Origin of the sequence: Halomonas sp., assembly GCF_029263665.1 — a bacterium.
Classification (GTDB): Bacteria; Pseudomonadota; Gammaproteobacteria; order Pseudomonadales; family Halomonadaceae; genus Halomonas.
Map to the genome: position 1 here is coordinate 95,472 of NZ_JAJUFQ010000006.1, position 13,116 is coordinate 108,587.

The following is a 13,116-nucleotide window of genomic DNA, read 5'->3' on the forward strand; positions in this document are numbered from 1 at the left end:
GATCAGTAAAAGGAGCCGACAGCATGAGAACCCGGAAGGAGAGAGGGGTTTGGCAGGAAGGGAATGATGTCACGTTGCTGCCGGAGGCAAGGCGTTTCATGCCTGCGTTGCTGGAAGCCGTGGAGGGGGCTCGGGAAAGCCTGCTGATCGAACTGTATCTCATGGAGTCCGGTGTGCTGGCCAACCGTGTGATTGACGCTTTGGTCTCGGCCTCTCATCGTGGCGTCGATGTTTATCTGGTGCTGGATGGCTTCGGTTCCATGGGGCTGTCCGCGGCTGACCGGCAGCGTCTCACTGATAACGGCGTGTGGTTGCGTGACTTCAATCCTCTGGGTTGGAATCTCACGCGTAATATCAGCCGTGATCATCGTAAACTGGTGGTGGTGGATCAGCGTATTGCTTTTACCGGAGGGTTCGGTGCCGTGGATGCGTTTCTCAATTCCTGGTTCGAAGTCGCGATACGTATCGAAGGACCTGTGGTCGCGGATTGGGTGGGGTTGTTCTTGAAGGTCTGGGAGTCACCGCTGACGCGAGGAGGAGAGCAGGCGCCACGGATAACACCTCGGCCACACACTGCCGCACTGGTTGGCGGGATGCGCGGGAGAGTCATCTGGGGGCAGGGCTATCGCTTTCAGGCCATCCGCTATTCCTTGCTGGTGCGAAGTTCCTCTGCCAAGCGCCGTCTATGGCTATGCACACCATACTTTGTTCCGACCCGCAGCCTGCGCCGGCGCTTGCGTAATGCTGCCAGAAAGGGTGTCGATGTACGCCTGCTGCTGCCAGGGCAGAGTCATGACCACCCTGGCATTCGTTATGCCAGCCAGCGTTTCTTCATGCGCCTGCTGCGAGCGGGAGTACGAATCTATGAGTTCCAGCCATGCTTCATTCATGCCAAGTTCGTGCTGGCCGATGACTGGGTCAGCCTTGGCTCCTGCAATTTCGACCATTGGAGCCTGCACTGGAACCTGGAGGCCAATCAGGAGGTCGAGAATGCCCTTCTCGCTGCCGAGGTGCAGCAATTGTTCGAGCAGAAATTTCAGGTGAGCCAGGAAATCACCCTGGAGGAGTGGATGCGCAGGCCTTGGTGGATGCGCATCCGGACCATGGTGTTCGGGATATTGGATGGGTTGCTGACGAGACTTCGCTGACCGCTTCTCGAGGAAGGCCCGGAAACGGATGGAGCAGCACTTCAGGGAAGGCGTGGGAAAGCTGGATCAGTGCTTCTTGCCCTTAGGACCTTGTTTGCCCTTGTGCGAATTACCTCTCTTTCCTGACGGACGCTTGGGGCGTGGCTTGGGCTTGGGGGTATCCGGTGGGACACGAAAGTGCAGGTAGAGATCGAGTACCAGTTCAGGTAACTGGGCCACCAGGCTTTCCAGGCGTGCGGCATCGCTGGACAGATCCGCCATGTCTGGCTCATCGGCGAAGATGCCGGACAGCGCCATGAATGGCAGCAACAGGGTCGCGACGCTTTCTTCATCACCTTCGAACCAGGCGAGTTCATCGAGAAAGACCCCTTCCATGAAACCGGCACACCAATCGCCAATGGGAGTTTCTTCGGGGGCGATGCCATCCAGGGTTAGTTCGAAGGGCAGCTCTGGCAAGCCTCCGCTTTCCAGGACATCGATAGCGTTGGACTTGAGCTGTTCGAGGAGGCCGAGTACGGTCTCACGCTCTTGTTCGTCCTGGAATTCCGGTGTGCCATGGAACAGCTCAGCGACCCAGGCACTGGCAGGGACTTCCCGCGGCGCTACTGCCAGAGCGACGAGGAAACCGTGGGCGCCGATCAGGTCCAGGGCATCGGGGCCAGCGCTTTCTTCAAGAAAATCATCCAGTAAATCCAGGGCTTCGTCCTCCAGCAAGGGCTGGGGAAGCGGCGTTTCAGCGTCAGACATGGGGCGCTCGTTTAGCTATCACATAGAACACAAAGGCGAGGGCAGCTTGAGAGCCCTTTACCACCTGGCTATGAGGCGGCATTCTAGCACTCTCCAGAATGTCACGCTGTGTCCTGTTGTGACCATGTCGAAACTAGTCCCCGTGTTGCCTGGCGTCGATGCTGCTGCCCTGCAGGCATTGGACCGCGAAGGATTGAAGCAGGCCGTGCTGATGCGTGTCGATGAGGCCTTGGCACTGTGTCGTAGCGTTCACCCCGCACTGCCTGCGCCTGAGGTGTGGTTCGATCTGCGTGGCAAGAGTGCAGGGCAAGCCCATTTCGGACGCAAGGGGCTGCGCTTCAATGTCCCTTTGCTCGAAGACAACCGAGCAGCCTTCCTGACCGAAGTCGTGCCGCATGAGGTGGCCCACTGGATGGTCTGGCACCTGGAAGATGGGCCATTGTTTCGCCCTCATGGACGTGAATGGCAGACGGTCATGGTGCGGCTTTTTGGTCTGCCGCCCAATGTCACTCACTGTTTTGATACCGCTCGTTCCAGCCCTGCCCCTTATCGATACCGATGCGATTGTCGCGAACATCATTTCTCCGCGCAGCGCCATGCCAATGCCCGGGCCGGGCGTGAGTACTGCTGCAAAGTTTGCCGCTCAAGGTTACAGTTTTGTCCGGAATCAGGACTGGAAAAAGTAAAAAGACAATAACTAAAGTATTGTTATAAAAAAGAAAATCAGTCATACCAATGTCTAGGGGAATCCTGCTGGATGCAACGTTATGCTGGCAGGCAGCTTTATGGTGCCGGTCGGTGGGGGGAATGGCGGCTGGCTCGTTGATATTAAAGATATCCAAGGACAGTAACCATGAGTGAACAAGTGCACGTCCATCCGGTTCCTGAAGAGTTCGCCCAACATGCCTGGGCGAACAAGGAGGCCTATCACGAGCTCTATCGCCAGTCCGTGGAGAATCCCGAGGCCTTCTGGAAGGAGCAGGCCAAGCGCCTGGACTGGATCAAGGCGCCTACCAAGATCAAGAACACCTCCTTTGCCAGCGACAATGTCGACATTCGCTGGTTTGAAGATGGCACACTCAATGTCAGTGCCAATTGCCTGGATCGTCATCTGGCGCAGCGTGGCGACCAGACTGCGATCATCTGGGAAGGTGATGATCCGAATGAGTCCGTGCACATCACATACCGGCAGCTCTACGAGCGCACCTGCCAACTGGCCAATGCGCTGAAGGGCCTGGGCGTGAAGAAGGGAGACACGGTCACTCTCTACATGCCGATGATTCCCGAAGCCGCCGCGGCCATGCTCGCCTGTGCCCGCATTGGCGCTGTTCATTCAGTGGTATTCGGTGGCTTTTCCCCGGACGCTCTGGCTCAGCGCGTCAAGGATGCCGCCTCCCGGGTGGTCATCACGGCCGACGAATCCGTGCGCGGTGGCAAGCAGGTACCGTTGAAGGACAACGTCGATGCGGCCCTGACCCGCGAAGGTACCGATGTTGTCGAGAAGGTGCTGGTGGTCAAGCGTACCGGCGGCGATATCGCCTGGAAGGAAGGCCGTGATGTGTGGTACCACGATCTGGTCGATGGCCAGGACAAGGAGTGCCCGGCCGAGGAAATGGGCGCAGAGGACTCTCTGTTCATCCTCTACACGTCCGGTTCCACTGGTACTCCCAAGGGGCTGGAGCATACCACGGGGGGCTACCTGACCTATGCCAGCATGACCCATCAGTACGTATTCGACTATCACGATGGTGAAGTCTATTGGTGTACCGCTGATGTGGGCTGGGTAACGGGTCACAGCTATATCGTCTATGGTCCATTGGCCAATGGGGCGATCACGCTGATGTTCGAAGGGGTGCCAAGCTATCCCACCCATGGCCGGATGGGGGAAATCGTCGATAAGCACAAGGTCAACATCCTGTATACCGCCCCAACTGCCGTGCGTGCACTGATGGCCCATGGCGATGATGTCATGGCTTCCAGCAAGCGCGACAGTCTGCGCCTGCTGGGTTCTGTGGGGGAACCCATCAACCCTGAAGCCTGGGAGTGGTACTACCGTGTCATCGGCAACAGCAAGTGTCCGGTAGTGGATACCTGGTGGCAGACGGAGACCGGCGGCATCATGATCGCGCCTTTGCCTGGTGCCATTGACCTGAAGCCGGGATCGGCAACCCTGCCTGTATTCGGCGTACAGCCAGCCCTGGTCGACAATGAAGGCAAGGTGCTGGAGGGGGCTACCGAAGGCAATCTGGTGTTGCTCGATTCCTGGCCCGGCCAGGCCCGCTCGATCTGGCAAAACCATGAGCGCTTCGTGCAGACTTACTTCTCCACCTATGAAGGTACCTACTTCACCGGTGACGGCTGCCGTCGTGACGAAGATGGCTATTACTGGATCACTGGCCGCGTGGATGATGTGCTCAATGTTTCCGGCCATCGCATGGGAACTGCCGAGATCGAATCGTCCCTGGTGGCGCACGCAGCTGTTGCCGAAGCCGCAGTGGTGGGCTTCCCTCACGATATCAAAGGCCAGGGCATCTACATCTATGTCACCTTGAATGATGATGTAGAGCCTACGGAGGATCTGCGCAAGGAACTGATCCAATGGGTACGCAAGGACATTGGTCCTATTGCATCTCCGGACCATATCCAGTGGGCTCCGGGTCTGCCCAAGACGCGTTCTGGCAAGATCATGCGTCGTATTCTGCGCAAGATCGCTGCCAATGAGTGTGATGGACTGGGAGATACCAGCACGTTAGCGGACCCGGCAGTGGTGGATGATCTGATCGCACATCGTGCCAACAGTTAACCCCTGATTGCCTGACACGACAACGCCGGCCATTTGGCCGGCGTTGTCGTGTCCGTTGACCATTGCCGTTGATCATGTCGCCTGGTTGAGTGTGGAGACTCAGCAAAAGGTAGTGTAAAGATAGAGTATTGATCTCATACCGACCACATGGTCTTGGGCAACTACCCACCATGGGGTAACATGCTGTACAAACAAGCGTCTTGCGTGACAGCGTGCTGGCCTAATAGCGCTGTTTCGGAATCGGAGGAATATCCATGGCCTTTGCCCAGAAATTCATCGTTGCCGATGACCATCCGCTGTTCCGTGCAGCCTTGACTCAGGCGCTACGCCAGCTGGCGCCGCAAGCCGAGATTGTCGAGGCAGACACGATGGAAGCGACCACAGAGGTCGTGACTCGTCATCCGGATGCAGACCTGATTCTGCTTGATCTGCACATGCCGGGTGCTCATGGTTTTTCCGGCCTGATCCAACTGCGTGGCCAGACGCCGGATATTCCGGTTGCGGTAGTCTCCGGCAGTGATGAAGTCCATGTCGTACGCCGAGCCATCGATTATGGTGCTTCGGGCTTCATTCCCAAGTCCTCGTCTCTGGCGCTGATTGCTGAAGCCGTGGGTGAAATCCTCGAAGGGGAAGTCTGGCTCCCTGAAGAAATGGCTGAAGCGCTCGGCGAAGTCGATGAGGAAGAGGCCCGCTTTGCTGAGGCCATTGCCTCTCTCACTCCTCAGCAGTTTCGTGTGCTCAACATGCTGACGGAAGGACTGCTCAACAAGCAGATTGCCTATGAACTGAATGTTTCGGAGGCAACCATCAAGGCGCATGTAACGGCCATTCTGCGCAAGCTTGGCGTTCACTCTCGTACACAGGCGGTCATCGCAGCCCAACGTCTGGAAGTTGAGCCCCCCAAGGTGGAATCCTGAGCCACGGTTTGGCTTGGTGTCCCTGTCCCATTACCGCATCGCCCCGCCAACAGGCGGGGCGATGCGCTCATAAGTACTGAGTTCATAGGTACTGAGTTCATAGGTACTGAGCCTACACTGGAGGAATGATCAGCTGATCGTCCTCACCCATCAGGAAGGCCTGGTTGAGTTCCAGTGCTTCGCGCAGGAAATCCCACAGCAAGCGTACCCGGGTCAGCTGGCGCTGTTCCTGGCGCGCGGTAATCCAGAACTGGCGCACGATATCCACTTCCTGTTCCAGTAAAGCCGATAGTGACTTCCGTTCAGTTGCCATGAAACAAGGCAATATACCGAGTCCTGTCCCGCTCAGGGTCGCTGTGAACTGTGTCGTCACACTGGTGCTGCGCAGGGCGAAATGAGGCTGTGCATCACCCTGGATCTCCGTTGCCAATAAAGGGTCCAAGTAATTGAGCTGGTCACTGAACAGCAAGTCATCCACATAGCCGACCAGGCGGTGCCGGGCCAATTGATCCAGACGCTGAGGCAAGCCGTAGCGTCTGGCATAAGTGTCACTGGCATATAGCCTGAGTCGATACCGACACAAGCTGGCCACCACCATTCCCGGATTGCTGGGGCGCTCGATGGTAATGGCGAGATCGGCCTCGTGGCGACTCAGGTTGACGACGCGTGGCAGGGTCAGCAGGTCAAGGGTGACGCCTGGATGACGTTGACAGAATGCCGAGAGCAATGGGGCGATGACCCAGGTACCGAAACCCTCAGTGACACCGAGGCGAATCTGGCCATCCAGGCTCAGGTTCTGGTCACTCAGGCTCTCGACGGCATCGCTGGCATGGCGCGCCATCTGCTCAGCATGAGCACGCAATTGTGCACCCGCCTCTGTCAGGCGATAGCCATGTGTGCTGCGTTCGAACAACTGGGTATTGAGTTTTTGCTCGAAGCGCCGAGTGCGCCTGGACAGCGTGGAGTGGTCCAGTCCCAATCGTCGAGCCGCATCTGCAAGCCTGGGATGGCGTGTGACTTCGAGAAATATCTGCAGATCCTGCCAGTCGAGCAAGGGGCTGTCCTCCTGGGAGCAGGGAGAGGGAGCGGTTGTGCATTCATGCACAATCAATGTGCCTGCATGTTGATTGTTTGACTATCCGACCTGTGGCTATCTTTCTATCAAAGACATTGGTTGAGGCATCTCGGCAAACGACCCTCTACAGCTGCCTCTGCGCAACGTATTGCTATAACGACATGCCTCTATAAAGACATGTATCTATAAAGACAAATAGGAGTACGCTCATGTCCATTCGTGAAATTTCCATGCTGATCGACGGTGAACCTGTCGCATCCCAGAGCGGCAACTGGCGCGATGTGGTCAATCCTGCCACCCAGGAAGTGGTGGCCAGGGTGCCTTTCTGTACGCTGGAGGAAGTCGACCGAGCCGTGGCCAGTGCCAAGACCGCCTTTGCTTCCTGGCGCAAGACTCCCCTGAGCAAGCGCATGCGCATCATGCTCAAGTTTCAGGCGTTGATGCGCGAGCATACCGCCGAGCTGGCGGCATTGATCACCGAGGAACACGGCAAGACGCTACCTGATGCCGAAGGCGAGGTGGGGCGTGGCCTCGAGGTTGTCGAGCATGCCTGTTCCATTACCTCGCTGCAGTTGGGTGAAGTGGCGGAAAATGCGGCGAACGAAGTGGACGTCTATACCCTTAACCAGCCGTTGGGCGTGGGGGCGGGGATCACAGCGTTCAATTTCCCTGTCATGCTGCCTTGCTTCATGTTTCCGCTGGCCATTGCGACCGGCAATACCTTTGTGCTGAAACCTTCCGAGCAGGACCCGAGCTCATCCATGCGTCTGGCACAATTGGCACTGGAAGCCGGTGTCCCCGCTGGGGTGCTGAATGTGGTGCACGGAGGCCCGGAGGTTGCCAACCGGCTATGCGAGCATCCGGATATCAAGGCCATGTCCTTCATTGGTTCCACGACGGTGGGAACACAGCTGTATCGTCGTGCCAGTGATGCCGGCAAGCGTGCACAGGCGATGTTGGGGGCAAAGAACCATTGCGTCATCATGCCCGATGCCAACCGCAGCCAGGCCATCAATAATCTGCTGGGCTCAGCTTTTGGTGCCGCGGGCCAGCGTTGCATGGCGAATTCTGTTGTCGTCTTGGTGGGGGAAGCTCGTCAGTGGCTGGATGACATTGCCGAAGGGGCGCGCAAGATGAAGGTGGGGCCCGGCAGCGAGCGTTCAGCGGACCTGGGGCCATTGGTGTCTCCGGCAGCCAAGGCCCGAGTGGAAGAATTGATTGCCAGCGGTGAACAGGAGGGAGCGCGCTTGCTGGTCGATGGCCGAGGCGTGACGGTAGCGGGATATCCTGACGGCAATTTCATCGGACCGACGCTATTTGCCGGAGTAAAGGCTGAAATGCGCATCTATCATGAGGAGATCTTCGGCCCGGTACTGTGCGTGGTAGAGGTGGACACCCTGGATGATGCCATTGCCTTCATCAATGCCAACCCCAATGGCAATGGCACTTCCATCTTCACCAATTCCGGTTGGGTGGCACGCCGCTTTGAATGTGATGTTGATGTCGGGCAGGTGGGGATCAATGTCCCGATTCCAGTGCCAGTGGCTTACTTCAGCTTTACGGGGTCACGGGGCTCGAAGCTGGGCGACCTGGGGCCCAACGGCAAGCAGGCAATTTCCTTCTGGACCCAGACCAAGACGGTCACTTCGCGCTGGTTTGAGCCGGAAAATGTCTCCAGCGGCATCAATAGCACGATTTCGCTTGGCTAGAGTCTGTTGAAGGTATGCTGACATGCCAAAGGCCCGCCTCTGTTTGTCCCAGAAGGCGGGCCTTTGGTGCTGTTCTACGGATGTTCCATCGATCTACTGACACTCTATCGACATACAGACCCTCATGGATCTGTCGCAGTCATGGTGTTTATCGGCAGTCCGGCAGGGCGCGGTATCCATCACTGGATCATTGATTTCAGCAGGTCGTTGAGTCCGCCGCTCTTGGCCGGCATGGCGAACAGAGAGGTGTCAGGAGTAGTGGATGACAAGGATGCCACCTGGAACTTGTCGCCAAAGCGCAGGATCCCCAGGCCTCGTTCACGCAGCATGGCTGCCACAGGGTCGGCATGGCCTGTCAGGTTGGTCTGGTAGCGGTCGAACATGGTCAGTAGTTCCTGCGCTTCGGGCGCATCGCTCAATACCAGCTGATCCTGACGGTTTTCTCCTTCCTGGGTTACCCAGTCCAGGCGATAGACCTGGCCCTGGATACCCGCGACGACTTCGTTCGCACCAGTGGGGCTCAGCGCGGATACGCTTTGGGCCTGATAACTGCTCAGGCTGGCCGCCTTGTCGGCTCCGAGCTGTCCTGCAAGGGCCTGCGCATCGCGAATATCCAGGGCCAGGGGCTGGCCTGAAATGTTGGTGACCAGGTAACCATTATTGCCTTGCATCAGGAGGTAACCCTTTGATGCATGACGGGGAAAATCGACCCGCATCTGATCTCCGGCCCAGCGTACTTCGACAGCGCTGGAAGGATCACCCTTGCCATCAATCAGTGATGCCTGGCCATCGGCCAGAGCAGATAGGGGAATGCACATCAGCAGGGCGGATATGATGCGGCGCATAGAATACATACTCCTTTACAGGCATGGACTTATGGCTTCGATCGCATAAGTCATGCTTAGTTTCCTGGCCAATGTGCTTGTTGCCAGGAAAAGAATAAAAAGCGTGCACAACTCTCAGCGCTCCAGGCAAAGCCAGAACGCTGAGAAGGAAAACTGGGAAATGGATATCGTTGAGGAACGTGGATCAGGAAGTCGAAAGTTGTCCTTCGTCAATGATACGACGGATAGAGCGCAACTCGTCGTAGCTGAAGTGTTCCAGACGTCCTGACAGAAGGTCGCTCATCTTCTGCATGGGGAGACCTGCACGGCGGGCGATCTCACGGCTACCAAGATCCGATACTGCAATGAGCCGTGTCACGACGCGCATCAGGCGTGTGCGCTGCTCTAAGTCCCTTACATCTTCCTTTACATCGCTTCTAGTATCGATGTCAGGGCATCGTCGAGGAGGAGGTTCGTTGTTGTCAGCTTCTCTAGACGAGGAATGTGCGGTACTCATGATGCTCCATTGGGTAGGGGTGACACATACAGCATGCAACCTTTAATCGAGTTTCGCTAGTCCTCCGTAGTATCGATGGCGTAGATGGACAGGAATGTGCTACGCAGTTCCGTAAGATATGGCCTCGTGACTTAAAGGAATCCAAAGTATTGTTTTAAATGTCTTGTGTGATATTTTCGACGATAAGCCAATAAAAACAACGGTCGTGTCCTGCCTGCAGCGTGCGACCTTAAACGAGGAGATATTGCCATGAGCGACTCCACCACGGGAGCCGAGCTCCACCGGGTACTGGCCCGCAAGGATGTCCTGGCGCTGGCCTTCGGGGCAATGATCGGTTGGGGCTGGATTGTCATGACCGGTAGCTGGATCACCTCTGCTGGAAGCCTTGGCGCTATTGCTGCTTTTGTCCTGGGCGGCCTGGTGATTGTGCTGGTAGGGCTGACCTATGCTGAATTAGCGTCGGCCATGCCTCAGGTCGGCGGCGAACATGTCTACAGCTATCGGGCCATGGGGCATTTCGCTTCTTTCCTGTGTACATGGTCGATTGTACTGGGCTACATCAGCGTCGTGGCCTTTGAAGCCGTTGCCTTGCCCACCGTCGTCGAATATCTGTTTCCCTCCTATGCCGTTGGTCATCTCTGGACTGTGGCAGAGTGGGATGTCAAAGCCACATGGGTGGCTGTAGGTGTCGCGGGATCCCTGATCATGATGGTGATCAATTATGTCGGCGTGCGCACTGCGGCACTGGTACAGAAAGTCGTGACGCTGCTGATACTGGTGGTAGGGGTGATGTTCGTCACTGGAGCGCTGTTCGAAGGTGAGCTCGGCACCATGCAGCCGCTGTTCCACAGTGAAAATGGTGTGGCAGGTGGCATCATGCTGGTCATCATCATGGTACCGTTCATGTTTGTCGGCTTTGATGTCATTCCCCAGGCAGCCGAAGAGATCAACTTGCCATTTCGTGAAATCGGGCGAGTGTTGATGATCTCGGTGATCATGGCGGTGTTCTGGTATGCCCTGATCATTCTCGGTACCTCCTTGATGCTGAATCCATCCGAGCTGGCCAATAGCTCCCTGGCCGTACCGGATGCCATGCAAGCTGTGTTCCAGGCTCCCTGGGCGGGCAAGCTGATGGTGCTGGCGGGTATCGCCGGTATTCTGACCAGCTGGAATGCCTTCTATATCGGAGGTTCCCGGGCACTCTATGCGCTGGCGCACTGCGGCATGCTGCCCGCTTTCCTCGGTAAGCTGCATCCGCGGCACCGTACTCCGGTCAATGCCATCCTGCTGATTGGTGTCATTTCCAGTCTGGCGCCATTGTTGGGACGTTCGGCCATGGTCTGGTTGGTGGTGGCTGGAGGACTCGGCATTGTCATTGCCTATCTGTTTGTCTCGTTGTCCTTCCTCATCCTGCGCAGTAAGGAGCCACAAATGGAGCGGCCTTTCCGTGTCCGTCGTGCCCGTCTGGTTGGCTGGCTGGCAGTCTTGTTGTCTCTGGGGATGATCGGTCTGTATCTGCCTGGGAGCCCATCCGCTCTAAAACCGATCGAGTGGCTACTGTTTGCTGGATGGATGGCAGTGGGGCTGGGACTCTATGTATGGTCAAGGTTCACGTACGGTACCCACTATAGCGAGCGCCAGATGGCCCGGGATATGCGTGGCGACGCTTCCGCCTAGTCGCACTCTGCCAATTGATCCTGATCGTTGGACCCTGGTCGCTGAACACCAGAACGATCGTTGTCATCCGTTTCACTGAGGCTGCCTTTCGGCGGCCTCATGCTTTAGTCGAGAGCCTGGCAATGTCCGGGTTTTTTATTGATGGATGTTATAAATGTAGATATTTTATAAAAATATAGCCAATAAGTCCGGCGGGAGCACATCATGAATGCCCTGGCCCGAATCGTTATTGATGATGAATAGGATATGGCCACACGAGATACGCGCCTGAGTGGTGGCATGTGTGTTATTACTCGTGGCCAGAGCATGCTTCTCTTCCTGCTTGTCAGGTGGTATCTGCGCGCAAGACGATAGTTTCAGGGGCGATCTGGCTGGCGATGCCGGACTGGCCAACAATGACAATGAGATGTGCAATGTATGATTTCATCATCATAGGCGGTGGCATTCTGGGCATGTCCACCGCTATGCAGCTGCAGCAGGCCTATCCAGATCGGCGGATGCTGGTATTGGAAAAGGAATCAGGGCCTGCACGCCATCAAACGGGTCACAATAGCGGTGTGATTCATGCCGGGGTCTATTACACCCCGGGCAGTCTGAAAGCGCGTTTCTGTCTGGAAGGCAATCGTGCCACCAAGGCGTTCTGTGATGAACATGCCATTCCCTACGACTGCTGTGGCAAGTTGTTGGTGGCGACCAATGAGGTTGAAATGGAGCGCATGCGAGCCCTGTGGGCCCGCACGGAGGCTAATGGTCTCGAGCGCGAGTGGCTGGAAGCAGGGGCCCTGCGTGAGCGTGAACCCAATATCACGGGGTTGGGAGCGATCTTCGTACCATCCAGTGGCATCGTGGATTATGCTCGCGTTACCCAGGCCATGGCCGATGAGTTCCAGCGTCTAGGCGGTACGATTCGTTATGACCATCAGGTTCGTGCTCTGGAGGAGCGTCGCCAGGAAGTGGTGGTGACGACCTCCAAAGAGACATTCTCTACACGTTATCTGATCAGTTGCGCAGGCCTGATGGCTGACCGCATGATTCGCATGTTGGGAAAGAAGCCGGGCTTTACCATCTGTCCCTTCCGCGGCGAATACTTCCGCCTAGGCGAGCGCCATAACCAGATCGTCAATCATCTGATCTATCCGATACCCGACCCTTCCATGCCATTTCTTGGGGTGCACCTGACCCGCATGATCGATGGCAGTGTCACGGTAGGCCCCAATGCTGTACTGGCATTGGCGCGGGAGGGCTACCGCAAGACTCACGTTTCCGCACCAGATGTGGCCGGAATGCTGACGCACCCGGGAATTCTCAAGGTGTTATGGCGTCATCTCAAGCCTGGCATGCGGGAAATGAAAAACTCTCTGTCGCGGCGCGGCTATCTCGATGAGGTGCGCAAGTACTGTCCGAGCCTGAGTGTCGAGGATCTCGAGCCTTATCCTGCCGGTGTCAGGGCACAGGCCGTGTCTCGGGATGGCAAGCTGATCGATGACTTTCTCTTCGTCAATACGGCCCGCACGGTCAATGTGGGTAACGCGCCTTCTCCGGCTGCTACCTCGGCGTTGCCGATTGGCGTGCATATCGTGGAGAAGGTGAAGAGTCTGGTCGAAAAATGAGTCGTGTGATGTCAGCGTGATGTAAAGAAGCTTGTGTAGCATGCTCTGATCTGTCGCCTAAGACTTTGTGCGGATTGATAATGTGTTGA

General features: G+C 56.7%; 11 protein-coding genes. 7 read left to right on the forward strand and 4 right to left on the reverse strand.

Going from position 1 to position 13,116, the window contains the following annotated elements; genetic code table 11:
* Positions 1-23: 23 nt before the first annotated feature.
* Positions 24-1,148: a phosphatidylserine/phosphatidylglycerophosphate/cardiolipin synthase family protein gene (locus tag Q1K07_RS08215; RefSeq protein WP_300309684.1), complete on the forward strand. Its 1,125-nt coding sequence runs from the start codon at positions 24-26 to the stop codon at positions 1,146-1,148.
* A 66-nt stretch (positions 1,149-1,214) separates the two neighbouring features.
* Here Q1K07_RS08215 and Q1K07_RS08220 read toward each other — a convergent pair whose 3' ends face one another.
* Positions 1,215-1,895, reverse strand: a complete 681-nt coding sequence (locus tag Q1K07_RS08220) for a YecA family protein (protein WP_300309686.1) — start codon at positions 1,893-1,895, stop codon at positions 1,215-1,217.
* Between the two features lie 124 nt (positions 1,896-2,019).
* On the opposite strand from Q1K07_RS08220, the gene Q1K07_RS08225 reads away from it, so the two are divergent.
* From Q1K07_RS08225 to Q1K07_RS08235, 3 genes are all read left to right on the forward strand, one after another.
* Entirely contained in the window at positions 2,020-2,592 is a 573-nt protein-coding gene (locus Q1K07_RS08225) for a SprT-like domain-containing protein (RefSeq protein ID WP_300309688.1), read from the forward strand.
* A gap of 156 nt (positions 2,593-2,748) precedes the next feature.
* Positions 2,749-4,698: an acetate--CoA ligase gene (acs, locus tag Q1K07_RS08230; RefSeq protein ID WP_300309690.1), complete on the forward strand. Its 1,950-nt coding sequence runs from the start codon at positions 2,749-2,751 to the stop codon at positions 4,696-4,698.
* 254 nt (positions 4,699-4,952) lie between these two features.
* Entirely contained in the window at positions 4,953-5,615 is a 663-nt protein-coding gene (locus Q1K07_RS08235; RefSeq protein ID WP_149286012.1) for a response regulator transcription factor, read from the forward strand.
* Positions 5,616-5,727: 112 nt separating this feature from the next.
* Here Q1K07_RS08235 and Q1K07_RS08240 read toward each other — a convergent pair whose 3' ends face one another.
* Positions 5,728-6,669, reverse strand: a complete 942-nt coding sequence (locus Q1K07_RS08240) for a LysR family transcriptional regulator (RefSeq protein ID WP_300309693.1) — start codon at positions 6,667-6,669, stop codon at positions 5,728-5,730.
* Positions 6,670-6,899: 230 nt separating this feature from the next.
* On the opposite strand from Q1K07_RS08240, the gene Q1K07_RS08245 reads away from it, so the two are divergent.
* Positions 6,900-8,399, forward strand: coding sequence for a CoA-acylating methylmalonate-semialdehyde dehydrogenase (locus Q1K07_RS08245; RefSeq protein ID WP_300309695.1), 1,500 nt, complete (start codon positions 6,900-6,902; stop codon positions 8,397-8,399).
* A 179-nt stretch (positions 8,400-8,578) separates the two neighbouring features.
* Here the strand turns inward: Q1K07_RS08245 and Q1K07_RS08250 are convergent, their stop codons facing one another.
* Positions 8,579-9,244, reverse strand: coding sequence for a hypothetical protein (locus Q1K07_RS08250; RefSeq protein ID WP_300309696.1), 666 nt, complete (start codon positions 9,242-9,244; stop codon positions 8,579-8,581).
* A gap of 184 nt (positions 9,245-9,428) precedes the next feature.
* Complete coding sequence (locus Q1K07_RS08255) at positions 9,429-9,740, reverse strand: XRE family transcriptional regulator (protein WP_300309698.1); 312 nt, start codon at positions 9,738-9,740, stop codon at positions 9,429-9,431.
* 249 nt (positions 9,741-9,989) lie between these two features.
* Here Q1K07_RS08255 and Q1K07_RS08260 point away from each other — a divergent pair, with 249 nt between their 5' ends.
* Both Q1K07_RS08260 and lhgO read left to right on the forward strand, forming a co-directional pair.
* Complete coding sequence (locus Q1K07_RS08260) at positions 9,990-11,417, forward strand: APC family permease (protein WP_300309699.1); 1,428 nt, start codon at positions 9,990-9,992, stop codon at positions 11,415-11,417.
* A 413-nt stretch (positions 11,418-11,830) separates the two neighbouring features.
* On the forward strand, positions 11,831-13,027 hold the full coding sequence (gene lhgO, locus Q1K07_RS08265) for an L-2-hydroxyglutarate oxidase (RefSeq protein ID WP_300309700.1): 1,197 nt from the start codon (positions 11,831-11,833) through the stop codon (positions 13,025-13,027).
* Positions 13,028-13,116 lie beyond the last annotated feature (89 nt).

What these genes read in the sequence shown, in the direction of transcription:
- Q1K07_RS08215 (WP_300309684.1), top strand. Translation starts at nt 24, where the DNA reads ATGAGAACCCGGAAGGAGAGAGGGGTTTGGCAGGAAGGGAATGATGTC.
- Q1K07_RS08220 (WP_300309686.1), bottom strand. Translation starts at nt 1,895, where the DNA reads ATGTCTGACGCTGAAACGCCGCTTCCCCAGCCCTTGCTGGAGGACGAA.
- Q1K07_RS08225 (WP_300309688.1), top strand. Translation starts at nt 2,020, where the DNA reads ATGTCGAAACTAGTCCCCGTGTTGCCTGGCGTCGATGCTGCTGCCCTG.
- acs (WP_300309690.1), top strand. Translation starts at nt 2,749, where the DNA reads ATGAGTGAACAAGTGCACGTCCATCCGGTTCCTGAAGAGTTCGCCCAA.
- Q1K07_RS08235 (WP_149286012.1), top strand. Translation starts at nt 4,953, where the DNA reads ATGGCCTTTGCCCAGAAATTCATCGTTGCCGATGACCATCCGCTGTTC.
- Q1K07_RS08245 (WP_300309695.1), top strand. Translation starts at nt 6,900, where the DNA reads ATGTCCATTCGTGAAATTTCCATGCTGATCGACGGTGAACCTGTCGCA.
- Q1K07_RS08250 (WP_300309696.1), bottom strand. Translation starts at nt 9,244, where the DNA reads ATGCGCCGCATCATATCCGCCCTGCTGATGTGCATTCCCCTATCTGCT.
- Q1K07_RS08255 (WP_300309698.1), bottom strand. Translation starts at nt 9,740, where the DNA reads ATGAGTACCGCACATTCCTCGTCTAGAGAAGCTGACAACAACGAACCT.
- Q1K07_RS08260 (WP_300309699.1), top strand. Translation starts at nt 9,990, where the DNA reads ATGAGCGACTCCACCACGGGAGCCGAGCTCCACCGGGTACTGGCCCGC.
- lhgO (WP_300309700.1), top strand. Translation starts at nt 11,831, where the DNA reads ATGTATGATTTCATCATCATAGGCGGTGGCATTCTGGGCATGTCCACC.